The 19,596-nt window shown below is 68.9% G+C and carries 26 protein-coding genes and 6 pseudogenes; 18 read left to right on the top strand and 14 right to left on the bottom strand.

Annotated features, from left to right (window positions below):
- Positions 1-713 precede the first annotated feature (713 nt).
- The 9 genes from AC5P09_RS48030 (at position 714) to AC5P09_RS48070 (ending at position 4,815) form a co-directional block, all read left to right on the top strand.
- Positions 714-938, top strand: coding sequence for a hypothetical protein (locus AC5P09_RS48030; protein ID WP_493879993.1), 225 nt, complete (start codon positions 714-716; stop codon positions 936-938).
- 95 nt (positions 939-1,033) lie between these two features.
- Positions 1,034-1,207, top strand: a complete 174-nt coding sequence (locus tag AC5P09_RS48035) for a hypothetical protein (RefSeq protein WP_493879994.1) — start codon at positions 1,034-1,036, stop codon at positions 1,205-1,207.
- A gap of 148 nt (positions 1,208-1,355) precedes the next feature.
- On the top strand, positions 1,356-1,775 hold the full coding sequence (locus AC5P09_RS48040; protein WP_493879995.1) for a phage holin family protein: 420 nt from the start codon (positions 1,356-1,358) through the stop codon (positions 1,773-1,775).
- Entirely contained in the window at positions 1,772-2,242 is a 471-nt protein-coding gene (locus tag AC5P09_RS48045; RefSeq protein WP_493879996.1) for a DUF3618 domain-containing protein, read from the top strand. Before AC5P09_RS48040 ends, AC5P09_RS48045 begins: the two co-directional genes overlap by 4 nt.
- Positions 2,239-2,505 (top strand): DUF4235 domain-containing protein, encoded by a 267-nt coding sequence (locus AC5P09_RS48050; RefSeq protein WP_493879997.1) that lies wholly within the window; start codon positions 2,239-2,241, stop codon positions 2,503-2,505. The genes AC5P09_RS48045 and AC5P09_RS48050 overlap by 4 nt, the downstream gene beginning before the upstream one ends.
- Positions 2,506-3,144: 639 nt before the next feature.
- Complete coding sequence (locus AC5P09_RS48055) at positions 3,145-3,486, top strand: ArsR/SmtB family transcription factor (protein ID WP_128376371.1); 342 nt, start codon at positions 3,145-3,147, stop codon at positions 3,484-3,486.
- 3 nt (positions 3,487-3,489) lie between these two features.
- Positions 3,490-3,996: an SRPBCC family protein gene (locus tag AC5P09_RS48060; RefSeq protein ID WP_493879998.1), complete on the top strand. Its 507-nt coding sequence runs from the start codon at positions 3,490-3,492 to the stop codon at positions 3,994-3,996.
- Positions 3,996-4,616 carry a dihydrofolate reductase family protein gene (locus AC5P09_RS48065; RefSeq protein ID WP_493879999.1) on the top strand — a complete coding sequence of 207 codons (621 nt, stop codon included), beginning with the start codon at positions 3,996-3,998 and terminating at the stop codon, positions 4,614-4,616. Before AC5P09_RS48060 ends, AC5P09_RS48065 begins: the two co-directional genes overlap by 1 nt.
- 19 nt (positions 4,617-4,635) lie before the next feature.
- Entirely contained in the window at positions 4,636-4,815 is a 180-nt protein-coding gene (locus AC5P09_RS48070; RefSeq protein WP_493880000.1) for a hypothetical protein, read from the top strand.
- 312 nt (positions 4,816-5,127) lie between these two features.
- On the opposite strand, the pseudogene AC5P09_RS48075 reads toward AC5P09_RS48070, so the two are convergent.
- Positions 5,128-5,277 (bottom strand): annotated as a pseudogene (locus AC5P09_RS48075) (type II toxin-antitoxin system Phd/YefM family antitoxin); the annotation flags it as partial.
- Positions 5,278-5,352: 75 nt separating this feature from the next.
- Here AC5P09_RS48075 and AC5P09_RS48080 point away from each other — a divergent pair.
- The gene (locus AC5P09_RS48080; RefSeq protein ID WP_493880001.1) at positions 5,353-6,582 is read left to right on the top strand and encodes an MFS transporter; all 1,230 of its coding nucleotides are present in this window, start codon (positions 5,353-5,355) and stop codon (positions 6,580-6,582) included.
- A gap of 279 nt (positions 6,583-6,861) precedes the next feature.
- Here the strand turns inward: AC5P09_RS48080 and AC5P09_RS48085 are convergent.
- Positions 6,862-7,105: pseudogene (locus AC5P09_RS48085) on the bottom strand (transposase family protein); the annotation flags it as partial.
- Between the two features lie 114 nt (positions 7,106-7,219).
- On the opposite strand from AC5P09_RS48085, the gene add reads away from it, so the two are divergent.
- A complete protein-coding gene (add, locus tag AC5P09_RS48090) occupies positions 7,220-8,200 on the top strand; it encodes an adenosine deaminase (protein WP_493880002.1) in 981 nt (326 codons plus the stop codon).
- Between the two features lie 95 nt (positions 8,201-8,295).
- On the opposite strand, the gene AC5P09_RS48095 is transcribed toward add, so the two are convergent.
- The 3 genes from AC5P09_RS48095 to AC5P09_RS48105 all read right to left on the bottom strand — a co-directional run bounded on the left by AC5P09_RS48095 (position 8,296) and on the right by AC5P09_RS48105 (position 9,657).
- Complete coding sequence (locus tag AC5P09_RS48095; protein ID WP_493880003.1) at positions 8,296-8,706, bottom strand: DUF6069 family protein; 411 nt, start codon at positions 8,704-8,706, stop codon at positions 8,296-8,298.
- Positions 8,703-9,314, bottom strand: coding sequence for a TetR/AcrR family transcriptional regulator (locus AC5P09_RS48100; RefSeq protein WP_493880004.1), 612 nt, complete (start codon positions 9,312-9,314; stop codon positions 8,703-8,705). The genes AC5P09_RS48095 and AC5P09_RS48100 overlap by 4 nt, the downstream gene beginning before the upstream one ends.
- Before the next feature lie 106 nt (positions 9,315-9,420).
- Positions 9,421-9,657 (bottom strand): hypothetical protein, encoded by a 237-nt coding sequence (locus tag AC5P09_RS48105; RefSeq protein WP_493880005.1) that lies wholly within the window; start codon positions 9,655-9,657, stop codon positions 9,421-9,423.
- Positions 9,658-9,862: 205 nt separating this feature from the next.
- Between AC5P09_RS48105 and AC5P09_RS48110 the strand changes: the two genes are divergently transcribed.
- On the top strand, positions 9,863-10,174 hold the full coding sequence (locus AC5P09_RS48110) for a DUF6919 domain-containing protein (protein ID WP_493880006.1): 312 nt from the start codon (positions 9,863-9,865) through the stop codon (positions 10,172-10,174).
- Here the strand turns inward: AC5P09_RS48110 and AC5P09_RS48115 are convergent.
- Positions 10,171-10,347, bottom strand: a pseudogene (locus AC5P09_RS48115) (IS5/IS1182 family transposase); the annotation flags it as partial. The gene AC5P09_RS48110 and the pseudogene AC5P09_RS48115 sit on opposite strands and share 4 nt — an antisense overlap.
- 535 nt (positions 10,348-10,882) lie before the next feature.
- On the opposite strand from AC5P09_RS48115, the gene AC5P09_RS48120 reads away from it, so the two are divergent.
- Positions 10,883-11,779, top strand: coding sequence for an ArsR/SmtB family transcription factor (locus tag AC5P09_RS48120; RefSeq protein WP_493880007.1), 897 nt, complete (start codon positions 10,883-10,885; stop codon positions 11,777-11,779).
- Positions 11,780-11,782: 3 nt separating this feature from the next.
- On the opposite strand, the gene AC5P09_RS48125 is transcribed toward AC5P09_RS48120, so the two are convergent.
- The 4 genes and pseudogenes from AC5P09_RS48125 to AC5P09_RS48140 all read right to left on the bottom strand — a co-directional run.
- On the bottom strand, positions 11,783-12,154 hold the full coding sequence (locus AC5P09_RS48125; protein WP_493880008.1) for a peptidoglycan-binding domain-containing protein: 372 nt from the start codon (positions 12,152-12,154) through the stop codon (positions 11,783-11,785).
- 74 nt (positions 12,155-12,228) lie between these two features.
- On the bottom strand, positions 12,229-12,612 hold the full coding sequence (locus tag AC5P09_RS48130; protein ID WP_493880009.1) for a peptidoglycan-binding domain-containing protein: 384 nt from the start codon (positions 12,610-12,612) through the stop codon (positions 12,229-12,231).
- 271 nt (positions 12,613-12,883) lie between these two features.
- Entirely contained in the window at positions 12,884-13,012 is a 129-nt protein-coding gene (locus tag AC5P09_RS48135) for a hypothetical protein (protein WP_493880010.1), read from the bottom strand.
- A gap of 224 nt (positions 13,013-13,236) precedes the next feature.
- Positions 13,237-14,084 (bottom strand): annotated as a pseudogene (locus AC5P09_RS48140) (transposase); the annotation flags it as partial.
- 107 nt (positions 14,085-14,191) lie between these two features.
- Between AC5P09_RS48140 and AC5P09_RS48145 the strand changes: the two are divergent.
- The 3 genes from AC5P09_RS48145 to AC5P09_RS48155 all read left to right on the top strand — a co-directional run bounded on the left by AC5P09_RS48145 (position 14,192) and on the right by AC5P09_RS48155 (position 15,368).
- Entirely contained in the window at positions 14,192-14,446 is a 255-nt protein-coding gene (locus tag AC5P09_RS48145) for a hypothetical protein (RefSeq protein ID WP_493880011.1), read from the top strand.
- 70 nt (positions 14,447-14,516) lie between these two features.
- On the top strand, positions 14,517-14,690 hold the full coding sequence (locus AC5P09_RS48150; RefSeq protein ID WP_493880012.1) for a hypothetical protein: 174 nt from the start codon (positions 14,517-14,519) through the stop codon (positions 14,688-14,690).
- A gap of 141 nt (positions 14,691-14,831) precedes the next feature.
- On the top strand, positions 14,832-15,368 hold the full coding sequence (locus AC5P09_RS48155; RefSeq protein ID WP_493880013.1) for a GNAT family N-acetyltransferase: 537 nt from the start codon (positions 14,832-14,834) through the stop codon (positions 15,366-15,368).
- Positions 15,369-16,010: 642 nt separating this feature from the next.
- On the opposite strand, the gene AC5P09_RS48160 is transcribed toward AC5P09_RS48155, so the two are convergent.
- The 3 genes from AC5P09_RS48160 to AC5P09_RS48170 all read right to left on the bottom strand — a co-directional run bounded on the left by AC5P09_RS48160 (position 16,011) and on the right by AC5P09_RS48170 (position 18,018).
- Positions 16,011-16,697 carry an SDR family NAD(P)-dependent oxidoreductase gene (locus tag AC5P09_RS48160; protein ID WP_493880014.1) on the bottom strand — a complete coding sequence of 229 codons (687 nt, stop codon included), beginning with the start codon at positions 16,695-16,697 and terminating at the stop codon, positions 16,011-16,013.
- Between the two features lie 85 nt (positions 16,698-16,782).
- Complete coding sequence (locus tag AC5P09_RS48165; RefSeq protein WP_493880015.1) at positions 16,783-17,028, bottom strand: ester cyclase; 246 nt, start codon at positions 17,026-17,028, stop codon at positions 16,783-16,785.
- 249 nt (positions 17,029-17,277) lie between these two features.
- Positions 17,278-18,018 (bottom strand): SDR family oxidoreductase, encoded by a 741-nt coding sequence (locus tag AC5P09_RS48170; protein WP_493880016.1) that lies wholly within the window; start codon positions 18,016-18,018, stop codon positions 17,278-17,280.
- Between the two features lie 92 nt (positions 18,019-18,110).
- On the opposite strand from AC5P09_RS48170, the gene AC5P09_RS48175 reads away from it, so the two are divergent.
- The gene (locus AC5P09_RS48175) at positions 18,111-18,719 is read left to right on the top strand and encodes a TetR/AcrR family transcriptional regulator (RefSeq protein WP_493880017.1); all 609 of its coding nucleotides are present in this window, start codon (positions 18,111-18,113) and stop codon (positions 18,717-18,719) included.
- Positions 18,720-18,796: 77 nt separating this feature from the next.
- Here AC5P09_RS48175 and AC5P09_RS48180 read toward each other — a convergent pair.
- A pseudogene (locus AC5P09_RS48180) lies at positions 18,797-18,907 on the bottom strand (transposase); the annotation flags it as partial.
- A gap of 193 nt (positions 18,908-19,100) precedes the next feature.
- Here AC5P09_RS48180 and AC5P09_RS48185 point away from each other — a divergent pair.
- Positions 19,101-19,453 (top strand): annotated as a pseudogene (locus AC5P09_RS48185) (transposase family protein); the annotation flags it as partial.
- Between the last annotated feature and the right edge of the window lie 143 nt (positions 19,454-19,596).

Raw genomic sequence — 19,596 nt, forward strand, 5'->3', positions numbered from 1 at the left:
CTGCCACCGCCCCCTGCCCAGAACATCCACCACCAGCCAGAACACAAGAACCAGAGCAACCTAACGGAGTCCTACTAGGGCCGACACCTGAAGTGAGGCAGGGCCGTCTGGCAGGCAGCAGGCAGCAGGCAGCAGGCAGCAGGCAGCAGGCGGTAGGCGGTGTCGGTCATGATGCGCTCGGCCAACGAGCGATTCGTGGCCGCGGTTCAGGCGGGCGACGTGGACGCCGCTCTGCGCGCCGACGGCTTACGGGTGAGCGGACGCGCGGTCGACCGGTTCTTCAGGCAGCCGTGTGTCGATGACTTCGCTGGTGCGGTGCTGGCAGGCCGGGCACAGCACGTGGTGGCCCGCGGGCGTGACGACGGTGCCCCACTCATGGCAGTACCTGCAATCCTGAGCCAGGGCAAGGTCGGGGCGAGGAGCTGGGGCCGAAGGGATGGGCGGGGCTTCGTGAGCCATGCGGTGGGGTCCTCGGCGTAGTGAGTGACGGTCTCACAGCCTGCCAGTTTTCGGATGATATGTCTGCCTCCGTCTCAGGGGGCGGCGCGGCTGCCTCCCGCCTGGCAGGTCCGTTCGGGAGTCACCTGAGAGAGCGGGTTCCGGGATGATGCAGACCTCCGGGGCAGTCGGAAGTGGTCTTGGGTGCCGAGCCGCCGGAGAGCGTGATGGTGCATCCACCCCAGGAAGACCGCGAGCCTGTCGACCATGGCAGCATGCGGACGGTACCGCTCTGGGCGCGGCGGCTCGCGCCCGCGGTACAGGAAGCGGCAGAGCACACCAAGCCGTGGTGGGCGACGGCCACAGCGATGGCCGCCTTCGGTGGGTGGCGCGGCCGTACGGCTGCAGCCGCGGGGGTGGCTGCCATGACGGTGGCCCAGGTGCTGTCGACTGCGGTCGCCAAGAAGCTGTACCGGCGGCGCCGCCCGCCACGGGAATGAGTCCCGGCGGAGGAACTCCAGGAGCGCCCGGACAGCTCTTCCTTCCCTTCCGGGCACACCGCCGCGGCCTTCGCTTCGCGGGTGCCGTCGCGCCGGTGTGGCCGGCAGCCGGTGCCGCCTGTGGGGTGCCGGCGGGGACGGTGGCCGCCGAGCGGGTGCACAGCGGTGCCCGCTACCTCTCCGACGTGGCCGGCGGGGGCGCGATCGGTCCGGCCGCGGCCGCCCTGGTACGCGGCGCACCGCGTCTGCTGAGGCGACATGTGTGCTGAGGCGACATGTGTTCTGACGGGCGGTGATGCGCTGACGTGGGGGTACTCGGACAGCCGGTCAGACGACCGGGCAGGCCATGGCCGCGCGAGGGCGAACGAACGGCCGCCGGGCCTGCCACACACGCCGTCGAAGGGCAGGTGAGCACCCATGACAGCAGACAGCTCCCACCGCACCGATGCCGGAGCGCAGGAACCGGTGGGCGACCTGGTCCAGCGTGCCTCGCAGCAGTTGTCGCAGCTGGTCCGTGACGAGATGCGGCTGGCGCAGGCGGAGATGACCGAGAAGGGCAAGCGGTTCGGCAAGGGCGGTGGCCTCTTCGGCGGCGCCGGCCTGGTGGGTGTGCTCACCCTGCAGGCGCTGGTGGTCACCGTGATCGCCGCGCTGTCGCTGGCCATGGATGTGTGGGTGGCGGCGCTGATCGTCACAGGCGTCCTGGCCGCCGTCACCGCGCTGATGGCGGCGCTCGGCAAGCAGCAAGTCAGCAAGGCATCCCCACCGACGCCCCAGCGGACCGTGGACAGCGTCAAGGCCGATGCGGCCGAGATCAAGGAGAGGGCACAGCGATGACCAAGGACAAGCCGCACACGGGCGATGAGGCAACCCGTTCCCCTGAGGAACTGCGTGAACGGGTGGAGGCGACCCGTGAGGACCTCGGCGAGACCGTCGAGGCGCTCGCGGCGAAGAGCGACGTCAAGACCCGCGCCCAGGAGAAGACGAAGGCCGTCAAACAGCAGGTCACCGAGAAGACCACCCAGGTCAGGACCCAGCTGAGGGACAAGGCCGCGCACGCGGCCCACGCGGTACAGGAAAGGACCCCCGAGCCGGTGCGTACCAAGGCCGCCGCGGCGACCGAGCAGGTCCGCGGCCAGGCCGTGCACGTCGCGGAACTGGCCCGGGACAAGGCCCCTGAACCGGTACGCGAGAAGGCCGGCCAGGGCATGCAAGCGGCGCGGGACAAGCGCACCCCGCTGCTCGCCGCCGCCGGCGCACTCATCGCGGTACTGCTCATCCGGCGTTCCAGGAGGCACCGATGAAAGCCTCGAAGATCGCCTACAAGCCGGTCGGCATAACCATGGGCGCCCTCAGCGGCGTCCTGGCCGGCGGATTGTTCAAGCAGGTCTGGAAGAAGCTCGGGCACGATGAGGACGCCCCCGACGCCACTGACGAGCACCGCACCTGGCGCGAGGTGGTGTCGGCAGCCGTCCTGCAGGGCGCGATCTTCGCCGGCGTCAAAGCCGCCGTCGACCGCGGCGGCGCCACCGCCACCCGCCGCCTCACAGGCACCTGGCCCGGTTGACCCTCCCCGCTCCGGGATCCGACGGAATGCGCGAGCACGGACGCGATGGCAGGCAGGTCGATCGTCACGCTCAAACCCACGGTGAAGGCGATCTCGGCTCGGACCCTGTCCGCCTGTTTCACTACCCCACTGGTGAACCTGGCGGGTTCGCCACGAGGGCGGTGTAGCTTCAGCATGGCCTCGGCTCGGTAGGTGCGCGGCATGTTGGAGAGTGACAACTCGCCGGCCAGTTCCTCGTAGTAGAAGGCCGGCAACAGCCACATGCAGTAGCGGCGGAAGGCGCCCGAGGTGCCCTGCAGTGCCAGGTCGATGGGGCGCGGCCCACGCCGAGCGCTCCGGCGGCGGCCGTCAGTCGGACCACCCAGGTTGCCTTCTCGGCGTTGGGGAACACGGACGCGCTCGCGACGAGCCGCCGGATGTCGCGGCCCGACATCGGGTTGGCGATGACGCCGACCGTGGCGTCGGCCACCAGCCGGTGGCGTGCTGCTCGCCCATCGCCCTCCCCGGCGCCGTCGCCCGTGCCATCTGCGGGATACGCGATTCCCGCAGCCGCTGACAAGGGTTGCAATCGGCATCCGACTAGACCCGCTTGATGCCTCTCGCCTTGGCGCATGCCGATATGGGAATATGATGGCTGCCATGGCACGAGCAGCGACGACGTCGGACGTCTTCAACGCGATCGCAGAGCCGCAGCGCCGGGAGATCCTGGTGCTGCTGCGGGCGGGTGAGCGGCCGGTGACCGAGTTGGCCCAGGAGCTGGGGATGACCCAGCCGGGGGCGTCCAAACACCTGCGCGTGCTCCGGGAGGTCGGGCTGGTGCGGGACCGCAAGGCAGGTAAGCAGCGCCTGTACGGCCTTGACGCCCGCGGGCTGCGACCGGTGCACGAGTGGGCCGGCGGGTTCGAGCGGTTCTGGAACGAGAGCTTCGACCGGCTGGACGCGTACGTGCAGGACCTCAAGCAGGCAAGGCAGGAGGAGTGACCAATGGCAGCGACAGGACGGGACGCGCCGGCGCAGTCCGCGACGGCCGACCGCGAGATCGTGATCTCCCGGGTCATCGACGCCCCACGGGAGCTGGTGTTCGAGGCGTTCACCGAGGTGCGGCACCTGTCGCGGTGGTGGGGGCCGGAGGGGTTCACCACCACCACGCGGTCCTTCGAGTTCCGCGTCGGCGGGGAGTGGGACTTCGTGATGCACGGGCCGGACGGGACGGACTACCAGGAGTGGATCTCCTGGACCGAGATCGTGCCGCCGGAGGGGATCGCGCTGCTGCACGGTGAGTCCCGCGGCGACCCGAACGCCTTCGAGTCGGTCCTCACGTTCGCGCCCGACGGCGCGGCGACCCGGATCGAGATGCGCACGGTGTTCCCCACCAAGGAGCTGCGCGACGAGGCGGTCGAGAAGTACCACGCGATCGAGGGCGGTCAGCAGACGCTGAGCAACCTGGCTGCCTACGTCACCGAGACCGTTCGGAAGGGCGTTGAGGGCTGATGGCCGGGAAGGTGTTCTTCAGCGTGTCGATGTCGCTGGACGGGTTCATGGCGCCCGAGTCCTCCGAGGACTTGATGGGGCAGCAGTGGATGGAGCTCCAGCGGTGGATCTTCCCGCTGCGGTTCTTCCGGGAGAACCTGAAGCTGGGTGAGGGCGGTAAGGAGGGGCGCGACAACGACATCGTGCGGGAGACGTTCGAGCGCACCGGCGCGAGCGTGATGGGTAAGCGCATGTTCGACGCCGGCGAGCAGATGTGGCCGGAGGAGGCGCCGTTCCACACGCCGGTGTTCGTCGTGACGCACGAGAAGCGTGACCCCTGGGAGCGGCCGGGCGGGACCACCTTCCACTTCGTCAACGACGGCATCGAGTCCGCCCTCGACCAGGCCCGCGAGGCCGCCGGCGACCGAGACGTCCGCATCGCGGGCGGCGGCGCAACGATCCTGGAGTACGTGAACGCCGGCCTGATCGACGAGTTCTCAATCGCGCTCTCACCCGTGCTGTTCGGCTCCGGAATCCGCCTGTTCGAGGGCGTGGACGCGGGCCGCGTGGCCCTGGAGCCGGTCCGCGCGGAGCCGACGCAGCGGGTGACCCACCTGACCTACGCAGTCCGGGAGCGGTAACTGTCTCGACCGTTACGGCGTGGGCACCCGGTCCACCCCGGTTACCGTGGCCGTGCTGGTGTCCGCGGTGCCGCCACTGCTCGTATCCTTCGCCACCGGCACGATTCGCTCGTCGACACTCACCCCGGGCAGCACAGTCGTGGTGACGGCGCTGGAGGTAACCGATCTGCTTGCCATCCTTGTCGGCGAGCGAGAATGAAGTAGCGAGCGCCCGCACGCCGCCCTCGGCGGGAAGCCGCCGATCAGCCGACCTTGCGGCAGCGGCTACCGCATCACCTTCGACCATCCGCCGGAACCACTCGGCACCGTCCCACAGCAGCTCACGTTCGAGGACCTCGTGGAACCAACGTCCTGCTGCATCACATTTAGTGGAGATGCAGCAGGAGGCGTCCCCCGGCGGACATCCTGGGCCACGATGTCCGGACGGTGTGGCGGAGCAGGGGGCGTCCCGGTACGGACGAACGACGACCCCTCCAGGGTGATGACCTGCTCAGCACCGCCGTTTGGACGTTGCTTGAAGCCTTTCCAGATCGGCGATCGACACCGAAGCGACCACCGGCTTGCCATGGCGGCTGAGCACGATCCGCTCGCCGCCGTACGCCACCCGCCCCATCAGCTCGGCCAGCTGGGCGCGCCTCGGTGAAGGGCACTGCGCCGGCATCGGTGTCTGCACAGGGCGGCAGTTCCTCACCACTCGGAGTTGTACATTTTTTAAAGATTGTACATAATCGCGATCATGGCTGAGCCACTGCGCCGCAACCGCGACTTCGTCCTCCTCTGGAGCGCCGCCTTGGCTTCGACGCTGGGATCCCAGGTCGCCTCCGTCGCTTACCCTCTGCTGGCGCTGGAACTGACCGGTTCAGCCGTCCACGCCGGGCTGATCGGATCTGCCGCAATGACCGCCGGCATCGCGTTGCGCCTGCCGGCGGGCGCCCTGGTCGACCGGTGGGATCGGCGGCGCACGATGCTCAGCTGCGATCTCATGCGAGCCGCTCTTCTCGCCGCCACCGTCGCCGGTTCGCTGCTCAGGTTGCTCGACTGGCGGATGCTGCTCACCGCGGCTGTGATCAGCGGCGCCTGCGGCGTGTTCTTCCAGCCGGCGGAGACAGCGATGCTACGGCGCGTGGTTCCCGCCGAACACCTGCCTCAGGCCCTCGCGCACAACGAAGCCCGCCAGTACGGAGCCTCGATCGCCGGCCCTCCGCTGGGCGGCCTGCTGTTCAACCTGGGGAGAACAGTCCCTCTTGCCGGAGAGCTCCTGGCCTACCTGCTGTCCTTCGCCGCGGTCCTCGCCATCAAATCCCCGACGCCCGCCACCCGAGCCGCGGACAGGTCGCGCACTCTCCTGCGCGACATCACCGAGGGCCTGCGCTGGACCTGGAGGCAGCGGTTCCTGCGCGTCCTGCTGGTGACGGCCGCGGGCTTCAGCCTGGTGTTCTCCGCGCTGACCTTCACCGTGATCGTCGCCGCCCGGCAGAGCGGCGCCGCACCGGCCGATGTCGGCCTGATGATGGCGATCTCCGGCGCCGGGGGACTACTGGGCGCGCTGGCGGCCCCCCGGCTGCAGCGGTGCAACCCGGCGTCGGTCGTCCTGGCGATGTTCTGGGTGGCGGCCGCGGCTATCCCCGCAATGGCCGTCCATCCCACCGCCTGGGCCATCGGGCCGCTGCTGGCCGTGGCGTTCTTCCTGGCTCCGGCGGCCAACGCGATCTTGTACACCTACCAGGTAACCATCACGCCCGACCACTTGCAGGGTCGAGTGATCAGTAGCCTCGCCCTCATCGGCAGCGCGGTGACCCCGGTCGGGCCGCTCGCCTCGGGACTGATCCTGGACCGCTGGGGTGTGACGGCCGCTCTGCTGTCGATCGCGTCCGTCATGGCGGTCGTGGCTTTGGGCGCCACGTTGAGCCGCACCATCCGGCATCTGCCCCCGCTGGCCGAGGCCGAGGCCGTGGCTGCACCTTGAGCGATGCACGACGAACCATCCTGGATCACGGGGCGGTGCCCGATGAGGACGTGGCTTCGGCAACAGTGACCTTCGGCTGGCGAAGCGTCCAGTGGTTGTCTCAAAGTGGCCGTACACCGTGGATCTCGGCACTCCGAACAGGCCGGCGATCTGCTGAGCAGATTTCTCGCGGGCGTCGTACAAGTGCTGGGCGAAGGCCCGGATGTGCGGCCAGTTGAGTCGTTACGGGGCAGGCGTTGAGCCGGGCTGAGGCTGTCCCGTAATTGATCTCCGGCATGCCTGCTGGCCTGCGGTGTTCGAGACGCCGAACAGCGGAGCAAGCTGCCGCACGTCAGGTCGTGCGCCAGTAGGCGGCCACCAGCAGCACGCGGTCCTGCAACGGCAGGCTCCAGGGCCTGCCCGGCGTCACCGCATCAACGCCCTCACGGCGCAGTGCGGTCACCAGCTTGCGGAACAACTGCGGGCTCAACCCGGTGAACGGGGCTGTCCAGGAAGGATTCGACGCCGCAATCACACCAGTCACATGATGATCGTCGCACTTCAAATGATCCTCATCGACATGACCGTAGAGTGATGCGCCATGCGAAGCCTGGCCGGTCTGCCGAAGGCCCATCTCCATCTGCATCTCGAGGGCGCGATGCGCCCTGCCACCCTCGCGGAACTCGCCGACGAGCATGGCGACCAACCACCGGACCTGCGCGGCGACTTCGCGTCGTTCGAGGACTTCATGCCCTTGTACCGTGTCGCCGCGCGGCTGGTCCGCGAGGGCCCGCGGGAGAACCTGCTGCGGTTGGTGCGGGAGGTGGTCGAGGACGCCGCCGCGGACGGAGCGGTATGGATCGAGCCACACGTGAACCCGCTGACCTACGAGGCCGATCCGCATGCCGCGCTCGACGTGCTGGACGCGGTGATCGACGAAGGCCGCCGAACGGCTGCCCGGTTGGGCATCGGCTTCGGCGTCGTGGTGTTCGCCCGGCGTAACGCCGATCCTTCCGAGGCCATCGAGACCGCCCGGCTCGCGGCCCGCCGGGCAGACGACGGGGTGGTAGCATTCGGCCTTGCCGGGGACGAAGCCCGGTATTCTCCGGAGCCGTTCGCCGGGGCCTTTGCCATCGCCCGTGACGTCGGGCTGATCTCCGCCCCGCACGCAGGCGAACTCGCCGGCCCGGCCAGCGTTCGCGCCGCCCTCGACGTCCTCGGCGCGCGGCGCATCGCCCACGGCGTACGAGCGGTGGAGGACCCGGCACTCCTCACCCGCCTGGCTGCGGAAGGCGTAGTCCTCGACGTCTGCCCCACCTCGAACGTCGCCCTCGGCGTCGTGAAGTCCCTGTCCGCCCACCCCCTCCCGCTGCTGCTGCACGCCGGCGTCCGCTGCACCCTCAACGCCGACGATCCCCTCCTGTTTGGCCCCGGCTTGCTGGAGGAGTACGAAACGGCCCGCTCAGCCTTCGCTCTCAGCGACCACCAACTCGCCGCAATAGCCCGCACTTCGATCGAGTCCTCCGGCGCCCCACCCACCATCGTGGACGAAGCCATCACACGCATCCGCGCCTGGCTGGGCACCTCTGACCATGCCAGGACACCTGCAGGCCAAGAGGCACCGCGACTGCACCCCTGAGCAGCCATCGGGAACAAGCAGCTGGACATTGCGGGACAACCTTCAGCAGAGCCGCCTCCATCTGGTGCTGTTCGCGGCGTACTTGGTGTTGGCGGTCACCCCCTGGCGGCACCGGCTCCCGCCCCGGGGGACCTGCCGTGTAGCCCCGGGATCAGCACCGCCGCCACCGCCAGGTGCATCAGAGCGAGGGAGACCCGGGTGCCGCCGTCCATGCCGTCGCCGATGAACGGCAGGAAGGACACGGCCAGTACGGCGCCGGCCAGCCCGGTCCAGAGGGCGCGGGCGCGCCGCGCCACGAACCGCTCCAGGGCGGCAAGCAGTCCCCAGCCGGAGAGCGACGCGAGCAGTGCGACGACCGCCACGGCCACGGCGCCGATGTCGAGCGTCTGCTCGCCGTCGGCGATCCGCAGCCGGTGCCCCAGCAGTGGGTCCGCGACCAGCCACACCAGGACGGGGGTCAGGACGGCCAGGGCCGTAACCCCCAGGCGCCTTCTCCGCGCGCTCACTTGGCGCCTCCCGAGAACGCCCCGTGCAGGAAGACCTCCACCAGCTCCTGCGGGGTCAGGTCGGGCTCGTCCTCCGTACGCGGCTGGGTGAAGAGCAGCCCGAAGAAGAGGGCCGCGATCTGCTCCGGCGGCCGGCGCAGGGAGGCCTTGTCGGGCTCCAGCAGATCCACGAGGGCCGCGCGGATACGGGTCGTCGACTCGGTGCGGCCCGCGCCGCGCACCGTGCCGGGGTGCTTGCCGCCGCGATGCCCCAGCGAGCCGGCGATCGCGCCCATCCTGGACAGGTGCGCCTGCAGCGCCTCGGCCGCCTCCGCGAGCCGGTCGGGCAGCGGCTGAGACACGTCGATCGCGTCGAGCTCGCGGACCGCGTGCTCGGGGGAGAGCGCTTCGGCCATGCAGGCCTGCAGCAGCTCGTCCTTGTCGGCGAAGACCCGGAAGATCGTTCCCTCGCCGATGCCCGCGGCGCGGGCGATCTTCGCGGTCGTCACCGCGGCTCCGTACTCGGCGATCAGCGGGATCGCGGTCTGGATGATCATTTCGCGGCGCTGCTCCGGCGACATGGCGGGGGCGCGGCGGCGGGTGGTCTGGTTCTCCTTAGGTGCTGTCATGACCGCAAGAGTACGGAGTGAGGACTCACTCCGTCAATGAGTGAGTCCTCACTCCGCTCACTTTCACGTACTCGGCTGCTTATCGATGGCAGCCCGAGATCCACCACTACGGCTGGAGTAAAGAGGGGCGAAAGGTGGGCTCCCGCTCCTCCTGGACGCGCGGGTCGGTGTCCGGGTCGTAGGCGGTGCCCGGGGCCGTGGCGGCGAGCAGCTGGTCGATGCGTTCCCACTCCGCGAGCTCCGCCCGGCCGCGTTCGTCGCCGGCCAGAGGCTCGTGGCGGTAGTCCTGGCGCGCGTCGAAGCGGGCGTCCTTGAGGGTCGCCGTGACGGCAGCCGCGGTCACCCCTTCGCGTGGCGCCGGACCACACGCCGGCCGCGGCGGTCGTGGTCGACCGGCTTGCGGGGGCGCGGCCGCGCGGGGAACGGGACGGCTACGGGCGTACCGGCCGGGAAGCTGCGTCGAGGAGAACGGTGAAAGGGCGCGGTCGACGTCACGACGGTGAGGCTTGGATCAACGCCGGGATAGGGACCGGGTGTCGCCCCCCGCGGTGCGCCGAATCCCGCCGGGGTGCGACCGGCGGGCCGTAGGCGAGGGCGCCCGGGCCTGGCAGATCATGATCATCGACCCGGAGTGGGGGCGCAACGCAGTGCTGTGGTCCGTCCTCGGCCGGTCCCTCGCGTTCTGGCGCACGGATGCTCCAAGTCGGCGCGCGAATCGGCCAGTCGTCTCTCGGACTCTATCGATATCGCTCCAAAGAGTCGCCGGGTACGCTCCTTCAGTCCTTGGTCGAGCGGAGTTGCTGAGCGGCCCGGTTAAGAGGGCGTTTGATGTAGGCGAATTGCCGCTTAATTCCCAGTAGGTTCTTCGCCAGGTGGGTGTGGTCTCGTCCGTTATGCGCTTGGCGAGGTTGTCGATCGAGGCAATGTGAATCATGGCTTCGGAACTGGCGGGCAGGGTCTCGTAGTCGCGGGCGAGGCGGCGATGCATCATGGTCCATCCGATACTCCGCTCCACTACCCGGCGTCTTGTGACGAAACACTGCCCGGAACTCCGCCGCACCCACGATGTGGTCCGCCAGTTCGCCGGAATGCGACCAGCCCGCTTCCAGCGGACTGGCGCCCCTCGCCGGCATCGCCACAGCCCTGCGGGAAGGCCGGCAGGCGGTCACCCAGGGGATCGCCACCCCCTACAACTCAGGTGTCGACGAAGGCCGCATCACCGACGTCAAGCTCCGAAACGCATCATGGCGGGACGCGCCGGGGTTCCCCTCCTCCGCCACCGCGTCGTGCTGATCGCCCACCTACGCCGCCGTTACGCGGCTCCGGCGACCACCGCACCCAGATGATCTCCGCCTTCGAAATTCTTGCTAAAGCAAAAGAAGTCCGTACGCCGACAGGTGTGGCGTAAAAGAGCTTCCTGGCCGTGACGAATGTAGTGCACAGTGAGCCGCGGTAAGCCGGGGGACAGCCGTGTTGCGGGGGATGCAATGCTGCGCGTGCATATCACGAATGAGGATCTCAGCCGGGTCAGGTTCGCGAGCGGACCGGACCCCCTATGGGAAACCGTGATGAGCATCAGGCTGCTCCGCGGCACTTGGGGCGGTGCTGTCTTCGACCCGTGGCGGGCGCAGGTCCGCGACCGGCTCTGTCGACTTCCGCAGCGGTATGTGCGACTGCTGCGCCATCTGGTGTCTCCGGCGGGCGACCTCCCTGGTTTCCTGACTCCGCAGCGAGCGGGGCAGGGGCTGGAGGCGGGGATCGAGGCGGTGCTCGGCACCCCGCGTGTCCGGCTGCGGCGGGAGCTGTCAGCGCTGCCGGGGGCGCCGTCGTGGCTGCGGCCGTTGGCGGAGGGCGAGCCGGCAGCGCTGGCGCGGCTCGGCGCGGCACTTCGTGCGTACCACCACGTGGCGATCGCCCCCTTCTGGCCGCGGGTGCGGTCACTCGTCGACGCGGAACGCGCCGCCCGGGCCCGCACCGTGCTCGACCACGGGACCGAAGGGCTGCTGGCGGCGATGCGGCCGACGATGCTGTGGCAGGCACCGGTGCTTGAGGTGGGCCACCCGGTGGAGCGCGAGATCCGGCTGGCCGGGCGGGGGCTGGTGCTGGCGCCCTCCGCGTTCTGCTGGCGCTGGCCCGTGACCGTCGTCCACCCGGGGCTGCCGCCGGTGCTGATGTATCCGGTCGAGCGGGGACCGGAGTGGTGGACCGGCCCCGACCACGCCCCCGGGGGCCGGGCGCTGGCGAATCTGCTGGGACCGACGAGGGCCGCGTGCCTCACGGCCATCGGAAACAGCTGCACCACAGGTGAACTGGCCCGCCGCACGGGAGTCACCGCGCCCACGGCGAGTCTTCACGCCACGACGCTGCGGGCGGCGGGCCTGACCACCTCGACGCGTCGGGGCAACACCGTGGTGCACACCCCGACCCCGCTGGGATCGGCGCTGCTCAGGGCGGCTGGCCCCTGATGCCTAGGCCACGTCGCAGGTGCGCAGCGCGGTCCAGGTCTGGGGGCCGACGACACCGTCATAGGGGATGCCGTGGTCGTTCTGGAAGGCGCGGAGGGCGGCCGCTGTCGCCCTGTCGAAGACGCCGTTGATGGGACCCGTGTAGTAGGCGCACTGGGTCAGCAGGCACTGCAGTTCCCGGACCGTGTTGCCGGTGCTGCCGGGGCTTACGGAGGGTGGCGTGGGACGGTTGTCGTAGCCGCAGTACCAGGCGGCCGGCCGGACGTCGGCGGGCGCGGCGTTGGGGGCGGCGGTGAGGGCGGCGGCCGGCGTGCCGAGACCGGCGGTCAGGGCGGCGGCTGCCGCGGCCGCCGCAATCGAGCGTAGGGATGGCATGAGCGATTCCTTCCTCGGTGGTGCGGAACGGAGGAAGCCGCCCCGGGGGACCGGGGCGGCTCGCCGCGCGGCGATCAGCAGTTGCGCAGGCAGTTCCAGGTCTGCGGGCCGACGATGCCGTCGTACGAGAGCCCGTAGTCGGCCTGCAGGGCGTAGACGGCGGACCGGGTGGCGGGACCGAATTGGCCGTCGATCCCGGACGAGCCGACGGAGTAGCCGAGCGAAATGAGCAAACACTGGGCCTCGCGGACCGTGTTGCCGGAGCTGCCGTAGCGGATGGTGGGCGGTGTCACACGGTTGTCGTAGCCGCAGTAATAGGCGGACGCATTGACAGGGCCGGAGGCGGCCACGTCGCGGGTCGGCGCGGCGGAGGCCGGGCTGGCCGCCAGCACGGTGCCGCCGGCTATGACGATCGCGGTCAAGGCGGTCGACACGGCGGCATTGCGGATGCGCTTCATGGATTCTCCTCATCAGCGGGCTTCGGAGGAGCGGTGTGCCCCCCACCCTCACTTCCGCACAGCATGGTCTGACAGGCGCATGCCCAGCCAGGTCCTTGCCTTCTGACCTAAAAACGCAGGTCGGCGCGGTGCGGATGTCCGTTTGCTGCACAACCGGAAGCTGACCCGGCAGTCAATGGAGAAGCCCCCGGCGACCGCTGGTGCAGAGCGGGCCGCCGGGGGCTTCGTGGTAGTCGCCCGGAGCCGACGGGGGTGCGGCGCCGGGCGACGATCAGGGGGAGACGCTGGTGGTCGCCTCCATGGCGGGCGCGGTGTCCTGGAGCCGGTCCAGCCGTTTGTACAGCGCCCGCAGTATGCGGACCGTGCTCTGCTGCCCCGCTACCGCTGCCCCTCCGCTCATCACCCAACTCAAACAGCGAGGCTAGCTTGATCTCTACGTCTGTCGACGCGAGAGCTACCTGCCAGTTACCTTGCGGCTGGTAGCTGAGCTGGAGCTCGGGGACGTCGCTGATCTTCAGCTGTAGGGGTGGGCGAGTGCTTCGCTGCTCGGGCATGGCGGATCCCCAGCGCGGTGGCCGGGTTCTCCCAGGTCTTTCGGGTCGTGGGCGGGCAGGGGGCTGCCGATCAGCCGGCGGGACGGGGCAGTGCGGCGAGGCGATGGAATGCCGTGGCGAGTTCGTGTCTCCAGGGCCAGGTCGCCGATATCCGTAAGCGCAGAGGCCGACCGCCGCGGGTGAGGCGTGCGGCGACGTGCAGCAGCCGGTAGAGCGGAGCTTCTTCGGCTCGGCAGACGCGAGTTCACCGTCCAGCAGCAGGACGGGCATCCAGGCCAGCAGGTCGATCGCTGTGAGGCTGAGTTCGAGCCAGGCGGCCTTGACGTTGAAGTCGCGGGACGGGAAGCGGCCGAAGCCGGTGGTCTTGCCGCACCGGATGCGGTCTTCGACGCGTGCATGGCCGCGGTGACGGACCTCCAGGAACTGGGCGGAGCCACCGCCGGGGAAGGGATGTCGGTGAGGAACACCTGATGCCGCAGGACCTCGTCCTGGTCCAACAGGGACAACTGGGCTCCGGGGTGCGGCCGTTCCCGCCGCACGATGATGCGGGTGCCGGCTGGGTAGCCGTCCAGGTCGACCATGCAGATCAGTTCGGCGACCTGCGCCCCGGCACGCACTGTCCCGTCCTGGTCCAGGGCAGGATGCCAGAGATGGTCGGGCATGGCCCGGACAGCGCGTCGGACCGGCCCGGTGATGGCGTATCCGATCGGGAAGAAGGTACGGATTCTTCGTTTGCGCAGGTCGCGGACATGAGCGAGGAACGCTTTTGCCGATCCGGCGCCGTCGGTGCGGATGAGGAGTCGGTGCCGCGCCGGTGGGCGTCGGGGATCTGCGAGAGCGCCTGGTCGAGCACCGTAAGTGGTCGCTCGCGGTGTTGGCGCCGGCATTCCCGGGCCGCAGCCGGCCGGACAGTGCCTCGGCGAGGGCTACTACCTCGTTCCGGACGGCTAGGTCGCAGCGAAGCCGTACAAGCTGCTGCGCCAGGCCCTGGCCAGGTCTTCGAAGGTGGCCGTGGCGAAGTATGCGTGTCCGGCAGGGAGAGGCTGGGATTGTTGCGGGTGCGCGAGGACGCGGTCGTTTTGCACGCGATGCGGTGGCCGGACGAGATCCGCGCCCCGTCTGAGCTGCTGCCGCCGCCCGTGGAGCTGTCGGAGGACGAGATCGAGGGTGCGCTCGCCCTGATGGAGAGCATGAGCCGCGAGGATCTCGACGGGGCGGAGTTCCAGGACGCTACACCGATGCCATGGCGAAGATCATCGGAGCGAAGCGGGAGACCGTGAGCTGCCCGAGGCGCCGGAGCCCGGGGAGCCGGGCAAGGTTCTGGACCTCCTGGCCGCTCTGACAGAGCCCGTGCAGCAGGCCAAGGCCTCCCGCGGTGAGGGTGCGGAAGCCGAAGTGCGCGACCTGCCGGCGAAGAAGACCACGAAGAAGAAGACGGCAGCGAAGAAGCAGCCGGGCCAAGAAGACTCCGCGAAGAAGGCGGCGGCGAAGAAGACGTCGGGACGTCGACCGCGCAGCGTCTGACCGCGGTGGCCGTGTCGCCATCACCCAGGCCCGGGCCGTAGCCCAGGACGCCGCCGCGGGCTGACCTCGCACCAGACCCTTTCTCATGATCGGCTGAGCAATCGCTTGGCCAGTCCTCGGAGGAGAGACCATCATGTGGGGATGTCTGAGAAGCAATCCGCTGTAGCGCCGACTGTACTGCGGCTCCCTCGGTACACGAGGACTGAGCAGGACGAGATCCTCGGCGACGGCGCTGATCCCTTCGGAGTTGCCGCGACCGGTCTGACCTGGCGTCCCAAAGAAGAACACTTCGGTATCAGACACGGCGACCGGCTTGTAGCACACGCTGGCTTGCTACGGCTGCCCGTTGCGATCGGCGACGCCGAGACAGAGGTGGTGGGCGTCGGTGGAGTGGCCGTCGCACCCGACATGCAAGGCCGGGGATTGGCTCGGCTCGTGGTCACAGCGGCACTCGACCACGCTCGCACGATGGGTCCTCACCACGCGCTCCTGTTTTGCCGACCTCCCCTCGTGCCGCTTTACCAGCGCCTCGGATGGCATCCACTCGACAAGGAAGTACTCGTCGAACAACCTGGAAACCGCTTGGTGACCATGCCGCTGCGGACCATGGTGACGCCCCTGCGCGATAACGCCTACTGGCCCTCACCGCCAGTGCGTCTGCGCTCCCTCCCGATGTGACGGGCTACTGCCGCACCGGTGTCATTTCTCGCTGACATTTCTAGGTTCTGCGATCAACAGGTGCTGCCCGAACTCGGTTCTGGCACGGAGCGCGCCACGAACGCAGGAGGAGTTTATGTAGGAAGCTCTGAATGTGATGCTGCGCAGGAGATGAAGGGAATTGGCCCTTCGGAGCCGCCCTGCCGGGGGGCTTCAAACCGCCACATGCTGCGGAAGCGGCAACGCGACTGTGGTGAGCGATGTGGAAAAGGCGTCGTGCTAGGCGTCAGCCCAGGCCCGTAGCGCACGGAGCAGGCATGGGCAGCGAGCCGGGCCGCCACGGCACCGCGCCGCTGCAGCCGGTCCTGCAGGCGCTCGAACGCGAGCCGTCCGGACTTCCACACGATCAGCTCCCCGTTTATGCGAGCTACCACACTTGTCTCACCGACGGGTCCGTCGGCCGGATCTCGACTGCGGGTGGCCGCGGACGCAGTCGAGGGGTGCTGGTGTTCCTGTTCCTGGATGGTGGTCGGGTCCGGATGGAGATAAGTGGTCGGAGCGGAACGTAGGCTGCGGCGTGATCGCGGATGTGTGTGCGGCGAGAGGGCCTGTGGGGATGGTCGGGGACGGCTCAGGCAGGGTGTCCCGACCATTCCCACAGAGCTACCAGGGCACTTCCCCGTTTTCGTCCTGGAACGTTCCTGTCGGACCGTCCGCGTCGAGAGTTGCGAGACGCACGACGACCCTGGCACTTTCTTCCGGCGTCCTTCCGATTCCGAATGCCGCGGTCAGGTCGGTCGCGGTGGTGCCGGGCTCGACTGCGTTGAACTTGATGCCCGGCTGGGACTTGGCGTACTGGACTGTGAGCATGGTGGCTGCGGACTTGGACGCAGAGTAGAGCGCCAACGGCAAGTTGAACTCCGGCCGGTCTGGATTGGTCACTGCCCAGAAGGACCCGGCACTGCTGGAAACGGTGACCACGGTTGGGTTCGAGGACTTGCGCAGCAGGGGAAGCGCCGCCTCAGTGACGCGCACGATTCCCACCGCGTTGGTGTCAAAGGCCCGGAGTGCCGTGGGACCGTCGGTTACTCCGTTCCCCAAGATGCCCGCGTTGTTCACCAGGACGTCGAGCCGGCCCTCGGCCGAGTTGATCGTCGCCAGCGCGCTGGTCACCGATGCGTCCTCCGTCACGTCGAGCTGCACGAACCGTGCGCCGAGCGCCGCCGCGGCCTTCTCACCTCGCTCGACGTCACGAGCGCCGATGTAGACAACGTGGCCCAACGCCAGAAGCTGTCTGGCTGTCTCGAAGCCGATGCCCTTGTTGGCCCCGGTGATCAGTGTGGTGGTCATGCGTATCCTCATGAGTTATGTGGCCCGAGGGGGCCGTTGGTGATGTGCGGACTGTTCTTTGTGTTGCTGGCGCTGATTCCGGAGGTCAGCCGGTCAGCTGCCGGAGAAGTTCGCCGGCGTCGTGCAGGGCGGTCATGTGCACGAACCGCCCGTTGCGGACCTGGTAGATGGCGTACTCGACGATCTCGAACGAGGCGCCGGTGGGAGCCACACCGAGCCATTGCTTCACCGGGGTACCCGTGTTGAGCAGACGCGCAGCCAGACGGTCACCGTCGAAGAGCAGTTCCTTGAGTTCCCAGTGGAGGTCCGGAACCGCGTCCACGTCATGCATGCCTCTGAACCGCGATGAGGTCGTCCCGGGTGGCCGGCTCACCGTTCAGGGTGGTCCGGTCGTTGATGAACTCGTCCATACCATCGGACTCGTCGCCTAGATGGCCCTTCTGTGGGGCTCCTCCGGATCGGGGCCGCGACCGAATGCAGAGGAGACGCGACGCCCTCCACGGCCTCGCCGTGCCGGCCATCGCCGAGGAAGATGTCCACCGATCAGAGCCACTCCTGGCGAGGTCAGTGGCTCCGCCGCTCAGATCTGGTTCAGGCCGCCGTCGACGTACAGGCTCGAACCAGTGATGAAGCTGCTCTGTTCGCAGGCGAGGAAGGTCACGGCGGCGGCGATCTCTTCCGGGCGTCCGAGCCGGCCCATCGGCACACGCGCCGCCAGTTGCTGCTGGAACCGCTCCGGGTCGGGAGTGAGCCCCGACAGCGCAGGGGTATCGGTCGGGCCGGGCGTGACGGTGTTGACCCGGATGCCGCGCCCCTTGAGTTCGTTGGCCCAGGTCCGGGAGAACGACCGGGTGGCGGCCTTGGTCGCCGCGTACACGCCGAGCGCCTCATCGCCGACGTCCACGTTGGTCGAGCCGTTCAAGATGACCGAAGCGCCGTCGTTGAGCAGGGGCAGCGCCTTCTGCACGGTGAACAGCATGCCCCGGACGTTGATGCCGAAGAGGGTGTCGAAGTGCTCCTCGGTGACCTGCTCCAGCGGCACGAGCGAGGCGACGGAGGCGTTCGCGAAGAGTACGTCCAGGCCCTGTCCCCGGCTGCGGATCGTCTCGTAGAGAAGGTCCAGGTCGGCCAGGTTCGAGATGTCGCCGGTCACCGCGGTAGCCGCTGGACCGATCACTTCGACAGCCGCGTCGAGTTCGGTCTTGCGCCGGCCGGTGATGAACACGTGTGCGCCCTCGGCCGCCAGCCGGACGGCACTGGCCAGGCCGATTCCGGCGCTGCCCCCGGTGACGAGAGCGGTCTTTCCCTCAAGTAATCCCATGTGAGTAGCCCTTCGAGTTGTGCAGCGATCGTTGCGGAAGTCGAACAGTAGCACTTCCGCAGCGATCGCTGCGGAAGAGGTAGACTGCGGGAGTGGAGACCAAACAGAGCGGCCCCATCGGCCGACCGCGAGGATTCGACGCCGACGAAGCTCTCGAGCGCGCCATGCTGGTCTTCTGGGAGCACGGCTACGAAGGGGCCAGCCTGGCCGGCCTGACCGACGCGATGGGTATCTCCACCACCAGCATGTACGCAGCCTTCGGCAACAAGGAGGAGCTGTTCCGCAAGGCCCTGGAGCGCTACACGGAAGGCCCGAGCGCGTACCTGGCCCGGGCCCTGGAGGAGCCGACCGCCCTCGGCGTCGCCACCGCAATCCTGGCCGGCACCGTTCGAACCACCACCCGCCCGGCCCATCCGCATGGGTGTCTGGGCGTCCAGGGCGCCCTGACCACCAGCAACTCCGGGCAGGAAGTCCGTGACCTGCTCGTCGCCTGGCGCAACAACGGCTACTCCTGCATCCGGGAGCGGTTCCAGCGAGCCGTCGACGACGGCGACCTGCCCCCCGAGACCGATCCGGGGCTACTGGCCCGCTACCTCACCACCTTCGCCTACGGCATCGCCGTACAAGCCGCGAGCGGTGTCTGCCGCGATGAACTCCAGGAGATGGCCGACGCCTCCCTGCGTACCTGGCCACCCTCCTGACAACACCGCCCGGCATGCGTCTTTCGGCCGCCCTTGGAGGGCGACCGCCCTCGCACCGTCAACCGCCCGCCTCGGACGATCCGGTCCAGCTTCATCTCCCGTTCGGGAGCCAGGGACTCCTTCCAGGTCTTGGTGCGCTGGAACGTGACGCCGCGACGGGCGAGCAGGCGCCGTAACGCCTCGCGGCCGCCCGCTTCCCGCCGGCCGAGGCCAGCAGCACCGGACGGTCAATGGCCTGATGGATGAACAGGACAGCCGCGGGACGTACGGTGATGTGCCAGGGTGGGACCTGGACTGCTGGATGCCCCAGCGCGTCCGGGCCGGGAGCCTCGGACGTTCGAAAATCAGCGTGCGATCGCCCGTGTCCGCCAGGAGCTTCGCGTGCTTGTTCATCCGTCCTCGATTGGTCTGTCCAGCCGCACCTTGCGGTTCCTGACCGGACAACTGGCAGCCCGGCGGCAGGAGATCGGGACACGGTGGCGGCGGCTTTCCGCCGCACGTCAGGGCCTGCTCGCCCTGGCCACCTGAGGTGCGGTGACACTTACGCCCAGATTGCCGTCGGCTTCGGCATCGGGATCGCGACCGTCTACCGCTACTTACGTGAAGCCGTCGAGGTCCTGTCCACCCTGGGCCCGTCCCTGGCCGAGGCGATGAGGACGATCCGGGCCAAGGCGTTCGTCATCCTCGACGGCACCCTGCTGCCGATCGACCGCATTGCCGCCGACACCCCGTACTGTTGAGTCGGCACGGAGCGCGGTGCCGGTGTTGCCACCGGTCCGTTTCTCCGTGCCGCTCGCCGAACCCGGCGTGCGACTCTCACCGCACCGGGCTCTCCACGGTCTCTACCGTTCAAGCGTGGTTGGGGGTCCAGGGGTTG

This window comes from Streptomyces sp. a15 (assembly GCF_059026085.1).